The sequence below is a fragment of the Nocardioides nitrophenolicus genome (assembly GCF_016907515.1).
In the GTDB taxonomy this organism is placed as follows: Bacteria; Actinomycetota; Actinomycetes; order Propionibacteriales; family Nocardioidaceae; genus Nocardioides; species Nocardioides nitrophenolicus.
Genome location: NZ_JAFBBY010000001.1, coordinates 5,628,092 through 5,643,840, shown reverse-complemented (window position 1 = coordinate 5,643,840; position 15,749 = coordinate 5,628,092). Strand labels below are relative to the sequence as shown.

18 protein-coding genes are annotated in these 15,749 nt (G+C 72.1%); 4 read left to right on the top strand and 14 right to left on the bottom strand.

Annotated features, from left to right (window positions below):
• Positions 1–12: 12 nt before the first annotated feature.
• Positions 13–402 carry a MarR family winged helix-turn-helix transcriptional regulator gene (locus tag JOD66_RS27120; RefSeq protein ID WP_205126001.1) on the bottom strand — a complete coding sequence of 130 codons (390 nt, stop codon included), beginning with the start codon at positions 400–402 and terminating at the stop codon, positions 13–15.
• Between the two features lie 122 nt (positions 403–524).
• Here JOD66_RS27120 and JOD66_RS27115 point away from each other — a divergent pair, with 122 nt between their 5' ends.
• Entirely contained in the window at positions 525–1,601 is a 1,077-nt protein-coding gene (locus tag JOD66_RS27115) for a substrate-binding domain-containing protein (protein ID WP_205126000.1), read from the top strand.
• Between the two features lie 8 nt (positions 1,602–1,609).
• On the opposite strand, the gene JOD66_RS27110 is transcribed toward JOD66_RS27115, so the two are convergent.
• The 13 genes from JOD66_RS27110 to JOD66_RS27050 form a co-directional block, all read right to left on the bottom strand.
• Positions 1,610–2,362, bottom strand: coding sequence for an urease accessory protein UreD (locus JOD66_RS27110; RefSeq protein ID WP_205125999.1), 753 nt, complete (start codon positions 2,360–2,362; stop codon positions 1,610–1,612).
• Positions 2,346–3,035, bottom strand: coding sequence for an urease accessory protein UreG (gene ureG, locus JOD66_RS27105; protein WP_205125998.1), 690 nt, complete (start codon positions 3,033–3,035; stop codon positions 2,346–2,348). Before ureG ends, JOD66_RS27110 begins: the two co-directional genes overlap by 17 nt.
• On the bottom strand, positions 3,028–3,687 hold the full coding sequence (locus tag JOD66_RS27100; protein WP_205125997.1) for an urease accessory protein UreF: 660 nt from the start codon (positions 3,685–3,687) through the stop codon (positions 3,028–3,030). The genes ureG and JOD66_RS27100 overlap by 8 nt, the downstream gene beginning before the upstream one ends.
• 12 nt (positions 3,688–3,699) lie before the next feature.
• Positions 3,700–5,406 (bottom strand): urease subunit alpha, encoded by a 1,707-nt coding sequence (locus tag JOD66_RS27095; RefSeq protein WP_205125996.1) that lies wholly within the window; start codon positions 5,404–5,406, stop codon positions 3,700–3,702.
• Positions 5,399–5,737, bottom strand: a complete 339-nt coding sequence (ureB, locus tag JOD66_RS28825; RefSeq protein WP_443678812.1) for an urease subunit beta — start codon at positions 5,735–5,737, stop codon at positions 5,399–5,401. The genes JOD66_RS27095 and ureB overlap by 8 nt, the downstream gene beginning before the upstream one ends.
• A gap of 10 nt (positions 5,738–5,747) precedes the next feature.
• Positions 5,748–6,050 (bottom strand): urease subunit gamma, encoded by a 303-nt coding sequence (locus JOD66_RS27085; protein ID WP_205125995.1) that lies wholly within the window; start codon positions 6,048–6,050, stop codon positions 5,748–5,750.
• A 1-nt stretch (position 6,051) separates the two neighbouring features.
• Positions 6,052–6,732 (bottom strand): ATP-binding cassette domain-containing protein, encoded by a 681-nt coding sequence (locus JOD66_RS27080; RefSeq protein WP_205125994.1) that lies wholly within the window; start codon positions 6,730–6,732, stop codon positions 6,052–6,054.
• Positions 6,725–7,477, bottom strand: coding sequence for an urea ABC transporter ATP-binding protein UrtD (urtD, locus tag JOD66_RS27075; protein WP_205125993.1), 753 nt, complete (start codon positions 7,475–7,477; stop codon positions 6,725–6,727). Before urtD ends, JOD66_RS27080 begins: the two co-directional genes overlap by 8 nt.
• Complete coding sequence (gene urtC, locus JOD66_RS27070) at positions 7,474–8,547, bottom strand: urea ABC transporter permease subunit UrtC (protein WP_205125992.1); 1,074 nt, start codon at positions 8,545–8,547, stop codon at positions 7,474–7,476. Before urtC ends, urtD begins: the two co-directional genes overlap by 4 nt.
• Positions 8,544–9,428 carry an urea ABC transporter permease subunit UrtB gene (gene urtB, locus JOD66_RS27065; RefSeq protein WP_205125991.1) on the bottom strand — a complete coding sequence of 295 codons (885 nt, stop codon included), beginning with the start codon at positions 9,426–9,428 and terminating at the stop codon, positions 8,544–8,546. The genes urtC and urtB overlap by 4 nt, the downstream gene beginning before the upstream one ends.
• Before the next feature lie 83 nt (positions 9,429–9,511).
• Entirely contained in the window at positions 9,512–10,756 is a 1,245-nt protein-coding gene (urtA, locus tag JOD66_RS27060; protein WP_307823744.1) for an urea ABC transporter substrate-binding protein, read from the bottom strand.
• Positions 10,757–10,908: 152 nt separating this feature from the next.
• Complete coding sequence (locus tag JOD66_RS27055; RefSeq protein WP_205125989.1) at positions 10,909–11,427, bottom strand: hypothetical protein; 519 nt, start codon at positions 11,425–11,427, stop codon at positions 10,909–10,911.
• Positions 11,428–11,571: 144 nt separating this feature from the next.
• Positions 11,572–12,498: a 5'-3' exonuclease gene (locus tag JOD66_RS27050; RefSeq protein ID WP_205125988.1), complete on the bottom strand. Its 927-nt coding sequence runs from the start codon at positions 12,496–12,498 to the stop codon at positions 11,572–11,574.
• 27 nt (positions 12,499–12,525) lie between these two features.
• On the opposite strand from JOD66_RS27050, the gene JOD66_RS27045 reads away from it, so the two are divergent.
• From JOD66_RS27045 to JOD66_RS27035, 3 genes are all read left to right on the top strand, one after another.
• Positions 12,526–12,990: an AsnC family transcriptional regulator gene (locus tag JOD66_RS27045; protein ID WP_273517457.1), complete on the top strand. Its 465-nt coding sequence runs from the start codon at positions 12,526–12,528 to the stop codon at positions 12,988–12,990.
• A 397-nt stretch (positions 12,991–13,387) separates the two neighbouring features.
• Positions 13,388–14,971 (top strand): apolipoprotein N-acyltransferase, encoded by a 1,584-nt coding sequence (gene lnt, locus JOD66_RS27040; RefSeq protein WP_205125987.1) that lies wholly within the window; start codon positions 13,388–13,390, stop codon positions 14,969–14,971.
• 28 nt (positions 14,972–14,999) lie between these two features.
• On the top strand, positions 15,000–15,746 hold the full coding sequence (locus JOD66_RS27035) for a polyprenol monophosphomannose synthase (RefSeq protein ID WP_205126586.1): 747 nt from the start codon (positions 15,000–15,002) through the stop codon (positions 15,744–15,746).
• Positions 15,747–15,749: the final 3 nt, after the last annotated feature.

Genomic DNA, 15,749 nt, shown 5'->3' with positions numbered 1-15,749 from the left:
CAATTCAGCCCCTCAACCTGCAGTCTCTGCCCAATCCCGAAACCGACCGAACCCACCCACCACGTCCACCACCGCCCCCTCGACCTCCCGCAGCCTCCCGGCGTACTCCTCCCCCCGGGGCGACAGGGCCACCACCACCCGCCGCTTGTCCGCGGGGTCGATCCGGCGGATCAGCAGGCCGCGCTCGACCAGCTTGTCGACATGCCGGGCGAGACTCGCGGCGGGTACGACGGCCGCCGTGGCGACCGAGGTCATTCCCAGCCCCGGCTGGTGGGCGAGGACGGCGAGGATCCGCCAGTGTTCCAGCGTCAGGTCGTGCTCGTCGAGGATCGGCTGGAGCTCGGCGCGGAGGGCCGCCTCGACCCGGCGTACCTGGACGGCGAGGCTCGACGGGTGGGTCATCGTGGCCTCCTCGGGACGGACGACGGTCCGGGCCCTATCCTAGGTGGCGCACCCCACGTCCCGGTTGATCCGTCGCCAGCAGCGTCGCCGGTCGCAGCAGCCGAAGGCCGCACGGAGGTCCCGTGCCCGTTTCGCGCAGCGACGACGTCCTGTCCGTCGCCTTCGTCGTCCCGCTCCAGGGTCCGACGGGGCTCTACGGCCCCTCCTGCCTTGCCTGTGGCGAGCTCGCGGTCGAGCAGCTGAACGCCGGCACCGGCGTCGCCGGGCGGCGGGTCGAGCTGGTGGTGGTCGACGCCGGCCGGGAGCCTGTGGCGGTGGCCGAGGAGGTCGGTGCGCTGGTCGACTCCGGCCGGGTGCAGGCGATCGCGGGGTGGCACATCTCCGCGGTGCGCCAGGCTATCGCCCGGCGGGTCGGCGGCCGGGTGGTCTATGCGTTCGCCGCGATGCACGAGGGGGGCGATGAGACGCCGGGGCTGTTCCTGATCGGGGAGCGGCCGATCAACCAGCTGCTGCCTGCGGCGCACTGGATGCGTGAGCAGCTCGGCGTCGGGCGCTGGGCGATCGTCGGGAACGACTATGTCTTCCCGCGGGTCACCGGCGCCACGGCCCGGCTCGCCCTGGAGAGTACGCCGTCGCGGATCGTCAGCGAGACCTACCTGCCGCTCGGCACGAGCGACTTCAGCGGCGTGGTCGAGGCGCTGGCGCGGGAGCCGGTCGACGGCGTCATCATGCTGCTGATGGGCCAGGACGCGGTCCACTTCAACCGGCAGTTCGGACGCGCCGGGCTGGCCGGAGCGCTGCCGCGGCTGAGCCCGGCGGTCGAGGAGAACACCCTGCTCGCCGGGGGAGCGGAGGCCAACCGGGGACTGTACGCCGCCGCGGCCTACTTCGACCGGCTCGCCACCGCGGAGGGCTCGGCCCTGGCGCGCGACTACTACGCGCGCTGGGGCCGCTGGGCGCCGGCGCTGAACGCGGTCGGGGAGTCCTGCTACGAGGCGATCCTGTTCCTGGCGCGGGTCGGTGAGGTCGCGGGCGCGCTCACCGTCGAGGCCGCGCGGTCGCTGCCCCGTGGGCACTTCTACGAGAGTCCGCGTGGGCTGGTGCGCCTCGACGGCAACCTCCTCGACCAGGACGTGTACGTCGCCGCGGCCGACGGGCTGGAGTTCCGGGTCGAGGAGCAGATCGCGCGGGTCCACTAGCGGGTCCACTAGCCGGCCTCGGACCCGATCGACTCACGCACGGCGCGCCAGGTCGGGCCCAGGTCGCTCTCGTGCGCCTGGACGCCGAGCCGGCGCCACAGGGTGCCGCCGCCCTCCAGGTCGAAGCGGTCCGGTCCGGCCGGGGCGCTCGGCGGCGCTCCGACGAGCAGGACGGAGCTCATCACCCGGTGCCCACCGAGCAGCGCAGGAGCGGTGAGCGCGTCGAAGGTGAGGTCCTCCACGAGCACCGGCCCGGCGCCGGTGACCACCTCGGTGGCCTGGTGCACCCGCCCCGGCTCCTCGCCGTGCCTGCCGAGGACCAGTGACTCCCGCAGTGCGAGCACGGCGCCGTCGCGCAGCCGCACCCGCAGGCTGCGGGCGACCGCCGCGCCCGCGGCGACGACGAACGGCTCGCCGGCCCAGGTCAGCACCGCCCCGCGGCCCAGCGCGATCCGCACGTCCCACGCGGCCCGTCCGCCGCGCATGTCGAACGCGACGGTGCCGCCCGGCTCGATCACGTCGAGGCGGGCGCCGGCGTCGACGGCGAGATCGACCTCGACCCGGTCGCCGGCGAGCAGCAGCGCGCCCTCGGGTACGAGCGACACCCGCGCGGACGTGGCGTCGTGGTGCACCAGGAGCGGTCGCAGCGAGGACGCGGTCGGGTCGGAGAGGGTGACGGTGCTGCGCACCCGGCACCGTCCGGTGTCGGTGCGACTGACCCGCACTCGCGTGCGGGCGGTGCGCTCAGTGCTCGTGAGCATGCACGTGACGCGCCATCGGGCCCGGATCGACGGGGACCAGTACGCCGGACGCGTGCCCCGCGCGGACGTCGTCCACCCAGGCGACGAGGGCGTCGATGCTGGCCCGGTCGGTGCGGGACAGTCCGATCACCGGCCGGTCGCCACGGGCCGCCGTCGCGTCGGCGAGCATCCGCGGCAGGTCGACCCCGACGTACGGCGCCAGGTCGGTCTTGTTCACCACCAGCAGGTCGGCCCGCTCGATCCCGGGCCCACCCTTGCGGGCGACGTCGCCGCCGCCGGCCACGTCGAGGACGAAGACCTGGGCATCGACGAGGGCGGGGGAGAAGGTCGCGGTGAGGTTGTCGCCGCCGGACTCGAGCAGCACCAGGTCCAGTCCCGGGTACTCCTCCTCCAGCTCCTCCACCGCGGTCAGGTTGGCGCTGATGTCGTCGCGGATCGCGGTGTGGGGGCAGGCGCCGGTCTCGACCGCGCGGATCCGGTCGGGATCGAGGACGCCGGCCGAGCGGAGGAAGCGGGCGTCCTCGTCGGTGTAGATGTCGTTGGTGACGACGGCGAGCTGCAGCCGGCCGGCCAGCTCACGACACAGCAGCGCGATGAGGGAGCTCTTGCCGGTCCCGACCGGTCCGCAGACGCCGAGCCGGAGTGGTCGATGGGGATGGGTGTGCTCAGGCACGGAACAACCTCCTGGTGCTGGCGGCGTGGACCTGTGCCCACGTCTCGATCTGGGGTGCGGAGCAGGCGGGGATGTCGGAGGGCAGCTCGGCCCAGGACACGGCGGTCTCGAGGTCGGCGATGCCGGGGAGCGCCTCGGCGACCCAGCCGGCCACGGTGACCGGGTCGAGCGGCAGCAGCTTGAGGGCGGCGGCGCACACCGTCTGGACGTCGTCGTAGGCAACCAGCCGGGCCAGCGAGCCGGGGCCCAGGCCGAGCCCGGCGGCGAGCGCGCCGAGGACGCAGGCCCGGCTCGGTCGTGGCACCTCGTCCAGCGGCCGCGCCACGTCGGGCCAGGTACGCCGGGCCAGGCGCAGCAGCGCGTGGCCCTGCACCCGCGACGCCTCACGCAGCGCCGGCGAGACCGTGCGCGCCGCCCAGGCCCGCTCGACCGGGACCAGCGACCCGCGGCGTACGACGCTCGCCCGGGCGACGACGGCGGTCCCGGCCTCGACCCGGGTGCTGCTGAGCAGCCGGGTGCGCAGGTAGCTCGGCACGTCGGCGGCGCCGAGCCCTTGGCCGAGCGCTCCCTCGAGCGTGCCGGACTGCGTGTGCCCACCGACGGGCAGCCGCGCGTCTGCGAGCAGCAGCAGGATCAGGTCGGGATGGGTCATGGCCGAGAGCGCCTAGAACATCGAGTAGAGCCGGCCGAGGGGCAGCTCGGTGGCGGGCGCGGGAACCACCCGTTCGCCGTCGACGTCGATCTCGAAGGTCTCGGGGTCGATGTCGATGCGGGGCAGCGCGGCGTTGTTGACCATGTCCGCCTTGGTCAGCTCGCGGGTGGGGCGGACCCCGACCAGGCGGCGTCGGAGGCCGAGCCGGTCGGCCAGCCCGTCCTCCAACGCCGCCGGGGCGACGAAGGTGACCGCGTGCGCGCTCCCGTCGTCGACCAGCGTCGGCCGCAGCACCACCGGCTGGGGTGTCGGGATGGAGGCGTTCGGGTCACCGAGCGCGCCCCACACGAGCGTGCCCGACTTCATCACCACCTCCGGCCGGATCCCGAAGAACCGTGGGTCCCAGAGCACCAGGTCCGCGAGCTTGCCCGGCTCCACGGACCCGACCTCGTGGTCGATGCCGTGCGCGATGGCCGGGTTGATCGTGTACTTGGCGACATAGCGCCGGGCGCGCAGGTTGTCGGCGGGGCCGCCGCCGAGGTCGGCGTGCGCGCCGAAGCGCTGCTTCATCACGTGGGCCACCTGCCAGGTGCGGCACACGACCTCGCCGATCCGGCCCATCGCCTGGGCGTCGGAGGAGGTGATCGACAGCGCGCCGAGGTCGTGCAGCAGGTCCTCGGCGGCGATCGTCGTGGCGCGGATCCGGGACTCGGCGAAGGCGAGGTCCTCGGGCACCTGCGGGTTGAGGTGGTGGCAGACCATCAGCATGTCGAGGTGCTCGGCCACCGTGTTGACCGTGTGGGGCAGCGTCGGGTTGGTCGAGCCGGGGATCACGTGGGGGAGGGTGGCCACCTTGAGGATGTCGGGTGCGTGCCCGCCGCCGGCGCCCTCGGCGTGGAAGGCGTGGATGCCGCGGCCCGCGATCGCGCCGATGGTCGACTCGACGTACCCGGCCTCGTTGAGGCTGTCGGAGTGCAGCGCGACCTGGAGGCCGAACTCGTCGGCGGCCCGCAGCGCCGCGTCGATGGCGGCCGGGGTCGAGCCCCAGTCCTCGTGCACCTTGTACCCGGCCGCGCCGGCCAGGGCCTGCTCGGCGAGCCCCGGCGCGCTCACCGTGTTGCCCTTCCCGAACAGCAGCACGTTGAGGGGCACGGGGTCGAGCGCCCGGTGCACCTGGGTGAGATGCCAGGCGCCCGGTGTCACGGTGGTGGCCTTGGAGCCCGCGGAGGGACCGGTGCCGCCACCACCGATGGTGGTGATGCCGGTCGCGAGCGCCTCGTGCAGCTGGGAGCGCGACAGCAGGTGCACGTGCACGTCGATCGCCCCGGCCGTCAGGATCCGGCCCTCCGCGGAGACCACGTCGGTGCCCGGCCCGATCACCAGGTCGGGATGCACGCCGTCCGCGATGTCGGGGTTCCCGGCCCGGCCGAGGGCGACGATCCGGCCTCCGCGGATCCCGACGTCGGCGCGCACCACGCCCCAGTGGTCGAGCACCAGCGCACCGGTGATCACCGTGTCCAGGGCGCCCTCGGCGGAGGTCCGGGTGGACTGCGCCATCGACTCCCGGATCGACTTGCCGCCCCCGAACACGGCCTCGTCGCCACCGGCGACGAGGTCCCGCTCGACCTCGAGCCACAGGTCGGTGTCGCCGAGCCGGACCTGGTCGCCCGTCGTCGGGCCGTAGAGCGCGGCGTACTCCGCGCGGCTGATCTCAACCATCGAGCCGACCCCCGTCGGCCTTGACCTGGATGCCGGGTACGACGCGGGCGCCGCGGAGGGCGACCAGCGCGACCTGCTGCGAGGTGCCCGGCTCGAAGCGCCGTGAGGTGCCGGCGGGGATGTCCAGCCGGAAGCCGTGCGCGGCCTCCCGGTCGAAGGCGAGGGCGCTGTTGGCGTCGACCAGGTGCAAGTGGGAGCCGACCTGGACCGGCCGGTCGCCGGTGTTGGTCACCACCAGGACCAGCCGCTCGTCGGGCCGCCGGTCGCCGTTCAGCACGATGGTCCCCGGCGCCGCCCGTACGGCGCCCGGTCCCTCGGTCACGATGCCCACTGCTGGCTCCTCATGCGATCGGGTGGTGCAGGGTGACGAGCTTGCGCCCGTCCTGGAAGGTGGCCTCGACCTGGACGTCGACGATCATCTCGGCGACCCCGGGCAGCACCTGGCTGCGGTCGAGGACCTCGCGGCCGCGCTCCATCAGCTCGGCGACGAGGGCGCCGGCGCGGGCCTCCTCGAGCACCCAGCACGACAGCAGCGCCACCGCCTCGGGGTAGTTGAGCAGGACGCCGCGGGCGAGCCGGTCGCGGGCGACCATGCCCGCGACGCTGAGCAGCAGCTTCTCGGTGTCGGACGGTGTCAGGTGCACGTCACACCGCCATCGCCGCGCGGACGGCGTCCAGCGCGCCCGGACCGCCGGTGCCCGAGGAGGTGACTCGCCCGGACTCCAGCACGTAGTAGGCGCCGGTGCTGCGCAGCGCGAAGCCGACGTGCTGCTCGACCAGCAGCACCGACAGGTCGCCCCGCTCGGTGAGCGCGGTGATCACCGACTCGATCTCGGCGACCACATTGGGCTGGATGCCCTCGGTCGGCTCGTCGAGGATGAGCAGCCGCGGGCGGGTCAGCAGGGTGCGGGCGATGGCGAGCTGCTGGCGCTGGCCGCCGGACAGCAGCCCGGCGCGCCGCCCGAGCAGCTCGCGCAGGGCGGGGAAGGTGTCCAGCACGCCGTCGACCGCGGACCGGTCGGTGGTGACCAGGTGGAGGTTCTCCAGCGTGGTCATCTGGGGGAACGACAGCTGGCCCTGGGGCACGTAGCCGAGTCCCCGGGCGACCCGCTTGCTGGGCCGCAGCCGGGTGACGTCCTCGCCGTCGAGGAGGACCTGGCCCGCCATCACCGGCAGCAGCCCGACCGCGACCCGGAGCAGGGTCGTCTTGCCGGCGCCGTTGTGGCCCATGATCGCCACGGCTCCGCCGGCCGGCACCTCGATCGACACGTCCTCCAGCACCCGGGTCCGGCCGTACCCGGCGGTGACTCCGCGCAGCTCAAGCATGGTCCGCCTCCTCGACGGTGCGGCCCAGGTAGACCTCCTGGACGCGGGGATCGGCCTGGATCTCGGCGACGCTGCCCTCGGCCAGCACCTTGCCGCCGTGCATGACGGTCACGACGTCGGCGTAGCTGCGCACGAAGTCCATGTCGTGCTCGATCACGACGATGGTCCGCTCGGCGCCGATCCGGCGCAGCAGCGCACCGGTCTCGTCGCGCTCCTCCGCGCTCATCCCGGCGACCGGCTCGTCGAGCAGCATCACCCGGGCGTCCTGGACCAGCAGCATCCCGATCTCCAGCCACTGCTTCTGGCCGTGCGCGAGCACCCCCGCCGGGCGGTCCCGGAAGTGGCTCAGCCCGATCGTCTCCAGCGCCTCCTCGACGTACGACGGCGTGCCGCGCCGGGCGAGCAGCATCCGCCAGGGGGAGCGGTGCACGCCGCCGGCGATGTCGAGGTTCTGCAGCACCGTGAGGTTCTCGAACACCGTCGCCGTCTGGAAGGTCCGGCCGATCCCGGCCCGGACGATGCGGTGCGAGCGCAGGGCCAGCAGGTCGTGGTGGCGGTAGCGCGCCAGCCCGGTGGCCGGCACCAGGCCGGTGACCGCGTCGACGAGCGTGGTCTTGCCGGCGCCGTTGGGACCGATCAGGAAGTGCAGCTGTCCCTGCAGCAGGGTCAGGTCGACCCCGTCGATGGCCCGGAAGCCGTCGAACTCCACGCTCAGCCCGCGGATCTCGAGATAGTCGTCGTTCACGCCGTGCCCTCCTTGCGCAGCCGGCTGGTGACCTGCGACCACACGCTGCCGAGCCCCGAGGGGAAGAACAGGATGACCACGATGAACAGCAGGCCGAGGAAGTAGGTCCACTGGTCGGGGAAGGACTCCGAGAGGTAGGTGCGCCCGTAGCCGACTGCGAGCGCGCCGAGCGCCGGACCGAGCAGCAGCGCCCGGCCGCCGAGCGCGACGCCGGCGATGAGCAGGATCGAGGCGGTGGCGTCCACGTCGGAGGGGGAGATGATCCCGGTGATAGGCGCGAACAGCGCCCCACCGATGCTGGCCATCACCGCGGCGAGGACGAAGGCCACCAGCTTGATGTTCGCCGGGTCGTGGCCGAGGAAGCGGACCCGCTCCTCGCCGTCGCGGACGGCGACCAGCAGCTCCCCGAAGCGGCTGCGGTAGAGCTGCCACACCACGACCAGGCAGGCGATCAGCACGATCGCCGCGATCGAGTAGATCATCTTCTTGTTGACCGGGTCGTAGAGGTTGTAGCCGAAGAACTGGGTGAACTGGTTGAGCCCGTTGAACCCGCCGGTCTGCTTGATGGTCGCGATGAGCAAGGTCGCGAAGGCGACCGCCAGCGCCTGGGTGAGGATGGCGAAGTAGGCGCCCTTCACCCGCCGCTTGAAGATGGCGTAGCCGAGGATCGCCGCGGCGACCGCGGGCACGGCCACGATGGCGAACAGCGTGAACGCGCCGCTGCGGAAGGGCTCCCACCAGCCCGGCATGGTCGCGTCGCCGTACAGGACCATGAAGTCGGGGATGGCGTCCGGGCCGCCGCTCGCCATCGCCGCCTCGAGCTTGAGGTGCATCGCCATCGCGTAGCCGCCGAGCCCGAAGAAGACGCCCTGGCCCATGACGAGCATGCCGCCGCGTCCCCAGGCCAGGCCGATGCCGACGCCGGCGATCGCCCAGCAGACGTACTTGCCGAGGTTGTTGAGCCGGAACGGGCTGAGCACGGCCGGGGCGACGACCAGCAGCACGACCGCCAGCACGGCGATGGCCAGCAGCGGGCCCCAGCTGCGTGCGTGCTTGAGCAGGACGGTCATGCGAGCCCCCTGGTGCGCACGGTGAACAGGCCCTGCGGGCGGGCCTGCAGGAAGATCACGACGAGTGCGAAGGTGAGCACCTGCGCCATGCTCGAGCTGAGCCAGTCGGTGAGGAAGGCGGTGACGATGCCGACCGCGAAGGCCGCGATCACGGTGCCGCGCAGCTGGCCGAGGCCGCCCGCGACGACGACGAGGAACGCCGAGATGATGTACGTCGTCCCGAGGTTCGGGTTGGTCCCGGAGATCAGTGCGACCGCGACCCCGCCGATGCCGGCCAGTCCCGAGCCGACGAAGAAGGTGACCCGGTCTACCGCCCGGGTGGAGACGCCCATCGTCTCCGCCAGATCCCGGTTCTGGACCGTGGCCCGGATCCGGCGGCCGTAGGCGGTGTACTTGAGCAGCGCGCCCAGCCCGGCGAGGGCGAGCAGCGCCAGCAGGATGGTGAACATCTGCCGGTACGGCCAGTGGTAGCCGAAGACGTCGACATTGCCCTCCAGCCAGCCGGGCGTGCGCACCGGGTCGCCCTGGGCCCCGAAGACGTCCTTGGCGAGCTGCTGGAGGAGCAGGCTGACGCCCACGGTGACCAACAGCGTGTCCAGCGGCCTCCGATACATCCAGGAGATGATCGCGACCTCGAGCAGCAGCCCGAGCAGGCCGGCGACCACGAACGCGACGGGCAGCGCCACCAGGATGGACAGGTCGGCGTTCGTGACGACCTGCTGGGTGAGGTACGCGGTGTACGCGCCGGCCATGAGGAACTCGCCGTGCGCCATGTTGATCACGCCCATCTGGCCGAAGGTGAGGGCCAGGCCGAGGGCGGCGATGAGGAGCAGCGCGCCGGTCGCCGTACCGGCGAGCAGCGGGGTGGTGAAGGCGTCCAAGAGGGATCTCCTGACTGCCCGGGGCGCCGCGTCGCGGACGCGGCACCCCGGGGGATGAGCGGATCGGTCGGGGCCGGCTCAGCTCACTCCTTGCTCGGGTCCCACCAGTCGTAGCCCTTGAGGAAGGGGTCGGGCTCGATCGGGGCGTCGGAGGACCAGACCACGTCGAACTGGTTGTCGGCGTTGATCTGGCCGATCAGCGCCGTCTTCGCGATGTGGTGGTTCTCGCCGTCGATGGTGACCGTGCCCTCGGGCGCGTTGAAGCTGACCCCGTCGGCGGCGGCGTTGATCTTCGCGACGTCGAAGGAGTCGGCCTTCTCGACCAGCGCCTTGTAGAGGTACAGCGAGGTGTACGCCGCCTCCATCGGGTCCGAGGTCGGCCGGTCGGCGCCGTACTTGTCCTGGAATGCCTTGATGAACGCGGCGTTCGTGGGGCTGTCGACCGACTCGAAGTAGTTCCAGGCGGCGAACTGCCCGGTGACGTCCTTGCCCATCGCCGGCGCCTCCTCCTCGGCGATCGACACCGAGATGATGGGAGTGGTCTTCGCGGTCAGGCCCTGCTCGTAGTAGGCCTTGATGAAGCCGACGTTGGACGAGCCGTTGATGGTGTTGAACACGAAGTCCGGCTTGGCGGCGACGATCTTGGCGACCTGGGTGGTCCAGTCGTCGTCGTCGAGCGGCACGTACTCCTCGCCGACGATCTCGATGCCGAGCTCCGCGGCGTACTGCTTGATGATCTTGTTGGCGGTGCGCGGGAAGACGTAGTCGGAGCCCGCGAGGAAGAGCGTCTTGACGCCCTTGGACTTCAAGAAGTCCATCGCCGGGATGATCTGCTGGTTGGTGGTCGCGCCGGTGTAGTAGATGTTCTTAGACGCCTCGAGGCCCTCGTACTGCACGGGGTAGAACAGCAGTCCGTCGTCGGCCTCGACCACGGGCAGCATCGCCTTGCGCGAGGCCGAGGTCCAGCCGCCGAAGACCGCGGCGACGCAGTCGCCGGTGAGCAGCTTCTCGATCTTCTCGGCGAAGACGGCGGGGTCGCTGGCCCCGTCCTCGACGACCGGCTCGATCTTCTTGCCGAGGATGCCGCCGGAGACGTTGATCTCCTCCGCGGCCAGCCCGAGCGAGTCGCGGACGGTCTGCTCGCTGATCGCCATGGCGCCCGAGGTGGAGTTGAGGAACCCGAGCTTGATGGTGTCGCCGGAGGTGTCGACGCAGCTCTCGGCGGCGCTCGACTCCCCGGACTTCGAGCCGCCGCAGGCGCTGAGGCCCAGGGCTGCGGTGAGAGCGAGGACGGTGCCCGTGACAAGGCGGGCGCGGGTGGGGAACACGATGGGAGAACCCTCTCGGTCATCGGCCTGCGGCTCGGGCCGCAGGCTCGGGGCCAGGGGGCACGGCATCGGGCCCCGGTGGCGATGAACCTAGGAAGGGCGCATTTCGGGGTACTACCAAATGGAATGAAATCCGTGTTACGTCGCGTCTCCTAGCGCCAGTGCAGGGCCGGCGACTCGGCGATCGCCGTGAGCGTCTCGAGCGGCGTCGCGAACGCGGCGTCGGGGGCGAGCGATCCCGGCGCGATCACCGACCTCACCACGACGTCGCCGTCCCGGGCGTCCCGTACGTCGCACGCCAGGACGGCGGGCGCCGCGGACGAGCAGAGGGTCCGGGAGCTGCCGTCGCCGTCGGCCATGCCCACGAAGACCTTGACCGACCGCGTCGCCTCGTCGCCGTAGAGGAGGTAGGCGGACCCAGCCCTCGCGACGTCGACCTCGCGGAGGTCCGCGTCGAGCGCCACGAACCGGGGAGTGCCCTGACCGGTGAGGCCCGCTCGCTCCGCGACCTGGGAGATGACCTCGGGGATCTCGGCGCGGTCGGCGGTCAGCAGCGTGGGGTTCGGCTCCGTCCCCCACGCTCCCGCGTTGCGCGCCCTGCCGTCGGATCCGCCGGCGCCGGCCTGCACGGCCACCGCGACCAGCCCCACGAACGCGACGGCGGCGGTCATGCCGAGCACCGAGGCTCGGAACCTTTGGGCCGCTGCCTGCGCGACGCTGCACACGTTCGACCGTGCGACGCTGAGGCCGTCAGGTCGACCAAGCCGGCATGAGGTCTTCGCGAATCGGCAGTCAGACCGCCGACCTCCGCCGACTCAGGCGTCCAGACCGGCCAGCACCCCGGTCAGCCGCTCCACCGGCGACGACAGCGACCACCGCTCCACGAGCTCGGCCAGCCGCTCGGGGTCGGCCGGGGTGCGGGGGAGGGCGAGGTTCTCGCGCGGGAGATCGATGTCGCGGGCGACCGCGACGACCTGCGGGGCCACCGCGAGATAGTCGGCGGCCTCGCGGATCTTGGCCCGCGGTCCGGGGCCGAGGTCGCTGGCCGGGTCCTCGACGGCGGCGATGATGCCGGCGAGGTCGTCGTACTTCTGCAGCATCGAGGCGGCCGTCTTCTCGCCGACTCCCTTGACGCCGGGCAGCCCGTCGGAGGCGTCGCCGCGCAGGGTGGCGAAGTCGGCGTACTGGTCGGCGCGCACGCCGTACTTGTCGAGCACCCAGGCCTCGTCGACCCGCTCGTGGCGCCCGACGCCCTTGCCGACGTACAGGATCCGGACGCCGGCGGCGTCGTCGACGAGCTGGAAGAGGTCGCGGTCGCCGGTCACCACGTCGACCGGCATCCCGGCGCCGGTGGCCAGGGTGCCGATGACGTCGTCGGCCTCGTAGCCGGGGGCGCCGATCACGGGGATGCCGAACGCGGCGAGCACCTCGCGGATGACCGGGACCTGCAGCTCCAGCGGGTCGGGCACCTCCTCGACGTCCGGGGCGCCGGTGACCTCCTCGACCACCCGGTGCGCCTTGTACGTCGGGATCAGGTCCACCCGCCACTGCGGTCGCCAGTCGTCGTCCCAGCAGCAGACCAGGTGGGTGGGCCGGTACTGGTCGCTCAGCTGGGCGATGTAGCCCAGCAGGCCACGCACCGCGTTCACGTTGGTGCCGTCCGGCGCGAGCAGCTCGGGGGAGCCGAAGTAGGCCCGGAAGTACAGGCTGGCCGTATCGAGGAGTAGAAGGCGCTCAGTCATCACCGCGCAGCCTATTAGGGTGAGCCCGTGAGTCAGAGCAGCAATCCAGCGGTCGAGGCGACGGACCGGCAGATCCTGGAGCTCCTGGCCAAGGACGGACGGATGTCCTACACCGACCTCGGGCGGGCCACGGGACTGTCCACCTCGGCGGTGCACCAGCGGGTCAAGCGGCTCGAGCAGCGTGGCCTGATCCTCGGCTACGGCGCGACGGTCAACTACGCCGAGATCGGCGTCCCGCTGACCTCCTTCATCGCGATCCGGCCGATCGACCCCTCCCAGCCCGACGACTGCCCCGAGCGGCTCGTCGACATCCCCGAGATCGAGTCCTGCTGGTCGGTCGCGGGGGAGGAGTCCTACCTCCTCAAGGTCCGCACGACCAGCCCGGTCGAGCTGGAGCTGCTGCTCGGCCGGATCCGCGCGGCGGCCAATGTGTCGACTCGCACCACCATCGTGCTCTCGACCTACTACGAGAACCGGCCCGTCGGTCACTGAGCCGGCTGTCGGCGTGTCGCGTCGCGACACGCCGTGGAAGCGCGGATTTGTCGACGGAACTTGGCCGTCCAGCGGGCCGCGCTGACCTGCGGGAACGCGTATCACCGCAGGTCAGACGACGGTTGACAGGAAGGGTGAGCGTCACCAGAGTACGGAGACGTTCGCTCGTGCAGGTCGTGGCCGGCGGACCGGCGTCCGAGTGGCCGTATGTCGGCGGAGTAGCACCAGCTCCGCACGGGGACGGTTCGCGGAGGTCGGTTCGCTCCTCGAGAGCGAGCCGGAAGGACCCGGGTCTCCCTAGACAACGTCGCGTGCGTCGGCAGCCAGTCGGGAGCCGGGACGGTCCGAAGGTGGCCCGGGTCCTTCCGCCGCCTGCAGAGAGCCGTAGGCTCTCGCCGTGGAGCGGCGTCCCCTCATTCCCGCGGTCGGTCTGGGCGTCGTCGGTGGCGTGCTGCTGACCGCCTCCTACGAACCCGTGGCGCTGCCGTGGCTGCTGCCGCTCGGGGTGGCCTGCTACGCCCTCGCGACCCGGGGCCACGGCGTACGCCGGGCCGGGCTGGTCGGTCTGGTGTTCGGGGTGGTCTTCTACTTCAGCCACATCGTGTGGATGAAGGACTCCGTCGGCCCCGACGCCTGGGTGGCGCTGTCGACGGTGGAGGCGCTGTTCTACGGCCTGCTCGGGCTCGCCGTACCGCTGTTGCGCCGGCTCCCGGCCTGGCCACTGTGGCTGGCGGCCGCGTGGACCACGATGGAGACGGTGCGCAGCGGCTGGCCGTTCAGCGGCATGCCGTGGGGCCGGATCGCCTTCGCGGCGATCGACACCCCGGCCGCCCCCGCGGTCGCGTACGTCGGCATGACCGGCCTGTCCTTCCTGCTCGCCCTCTCCGGGTTCTGCCTGGCCCGCTTCGCCGAGGCCGTCCTGGCCCGCGAGCGGCGCCGGGGCTCGGCCGCGGCGGCGGTGGGCGTGCTGGCGGTGCTGGTGACGCCCGCGGTGCTGCCGTACGACGTCCCCGAGACCGGGTCCACCACGGTCGCCGTCGTCCAGGGCGACGTCCCCGGTCCCGGCAACGACATCTTGTGGGACCACCTCGGCGTGACCCGCAACCACGTCGACGCGACCGTGCGCCTGGCCGCCGACGTGGACGCCGGCCGGGTGCCGCGACCCGACTTCGTGCTGTGGCCCGAGAACTCCACCGCGGTCGACCCCTTCGAGCCGGGCGAGGTCAACACCGGGATCCGCGAGGCCGTCGCGGCCGTCCAGGTGCCGGTGATGGTGGGCGCGATCGTCGACGGCGGCCCGAAGTACGTGCTCAACCAGGGCATCGTCTGGGACCCGCGGACCGGTCCGGGCGACCGCTACACCAAGCACCACCCGGTTCCCTACGGCGAGTACATCCCGTTCCGCGACATCTGGAACCCGACCTTCGGCCAGCTCGCCCTGATCACCCGCGACATGAAGAGCGGCACCCGCACCGAGCCGCTCCGGGTCGCCGGCGTCCGGGTCAGCGACGCGATCTGCTTCGACGTGGCCTACGACGACGTGATGCCCCCGCAGGTGCGCGCGGGCGCCGAGCTACTGACCGTCCAGACCAGCAACGCCAGCTTCATCTTCACCCATCAGATCGAGCAGCAGTTCGCGATCACCCGGCTCCGGGCGATCGAGGCCGGCCGGTGGCTCACGGTCGCGTCGACGAACGGCCAGAGCGGCGTGATCGCTCCCGACGGCAGCGTGGTGGCCTCGGCGAAGCCGCGGACGACCAGCGTGCTGGTCGAGCGGGTCGGGCTGAGCACCGCGCTCACCCCGGCGATGCGGCTGGGTGCCTGGCCGGCCCGGATGTTCACCCTGCTGACGCTCGCTGCTCTCGTGGCTGGTGCCGTGACGTACCGTCGAAGGAGACAGTTCGACGGTCCCGCGCAGGAGACTCCCGCCGCGGAGCCGACTGAGCTCTCCCCGACCCCGAGTGAGGCACCCGTTGTCTGAGCAGCACTCCACCCTGGGCCGCACCGTGATGGTCGTGCCGACCTACAACGAGGCCGCGAACCTGGCGTGGATCATCGACCGCGTCCGCACCGCCCAGCCCCACGTCGACGTCCTCGTCGTCGACGACGGCTCGCCCGACGGCACGGGTGCGATCGCCGACGGCATCGCGCGGGCCGATGCCCAGGTCCACGTCCTGCACCGCACCAGCAAGGGCGGCCTCGGCGCGGCGTACCTCGCCGGCTTCGCGTGGGCTCTCGACGCGGGCTACGACGTGATCGGCGAGATGGACGCCGACGGCTCCCACCAGCCCGAGCAGCTCCAGCGGCTGCTGACCGCACTGCGGGACGCCGACCTGGTGATCGGCTCCCGGTGGATCCCGGGCGGCTCGGTGGTCAACTGGCCCTGGCAGCGCGAGCTGCTCTCGCGCGGCGGCAACCTGTACGTCCGGATGCTCCTCGGCATCCAGGTGCGCGACGCCACCGCCGGCTTCCGGCTGTTCCGGCGCTCGACGCTTGAGCGGATCCGGCTCGAGGAGGTGCGCTCGACCGGCTACGTCTTCCAGACCGACCTGGTCACCCGCACCCTGCGGGCCGGACTGACCGTGCGGGAGGTGCCGATCGAGTTCGTCGAGCGGGTCCGTGGCGAGTCCAAGATGAGCGGCCAGGTCGCGTTGGAGTCGCTCAAGCGGATCACCTGGTGGGGCCTGCGTCAGCGCTGGACGAGCGTCCGCGGCCCCGCCGCTGCGACGAGGGAGCTGCACCGCAGCACCCGATGAGAG

Coding starts and splice junctions, on each gene's coding strand:
- JOD66_RS27120 (WP_205126001.1), bottom strand. CDS start 402: ATGACCCACCCGTCGAGCCTCGCCGTCCAGGTACGCCGGGTCGAGGCG.
- JOD66_RS27110 (WP_205125999.1), bottom strand. CDS start 2,362: ATGCTCACGAGCACTGAGCGCACCGCCCGCACGCGAGTGCGGGTCAGT.
- JOD66_RS27100 (WP_205125997.1), bottom strand. CDS start 3,687: ATGACCCATCCCGACCTGATCCTGCTGCTGCTCGCAGACGCGCGGCTG.
- JOD66_RS27095 (WP_205125996.1), bottom strand. CDS start 5,406: ATGGTTGAGATCAGCCGCGCGGAGTACGCCGCGCTCTACGGCCCGACG.
- JOD66_RS27080 (WP_205125994.1), bottom strand. CDS start 6,732: ATGCTTGAGCTGCGCGGAGTCACCGCCGGGTACGGCCGGACCCGGGTG.
- urtC (WP_205125992.1), bottom strand. CDS start 8,547: ATGACCGTCCTGCTCAAGCACGCACGCAGCTGGGGCCCGCTGCTGGCC.
- JOD66_RS27055 (WP_205125989.1), bottom strand. CDS start 11,427: ATGACCGCCGCCGTCGCGTTCGTGGGGCTGGTCGCGGTGGCCGTGCAG.
- JOD66_RS27050 (WP_205125988.1), bottom strand. CDS start 12,498: ATGACTGAGCGCCTTCTACTCCTCGATACGGCCAGCCTGTACTTCCGG.
- JOD66_RS27035 (WP_205126586.1), top strand. CDS start 15,000: ATGGTCGTGCCGACCTACAACGAGGCCGCGAACCTGGCGTGGATCATC.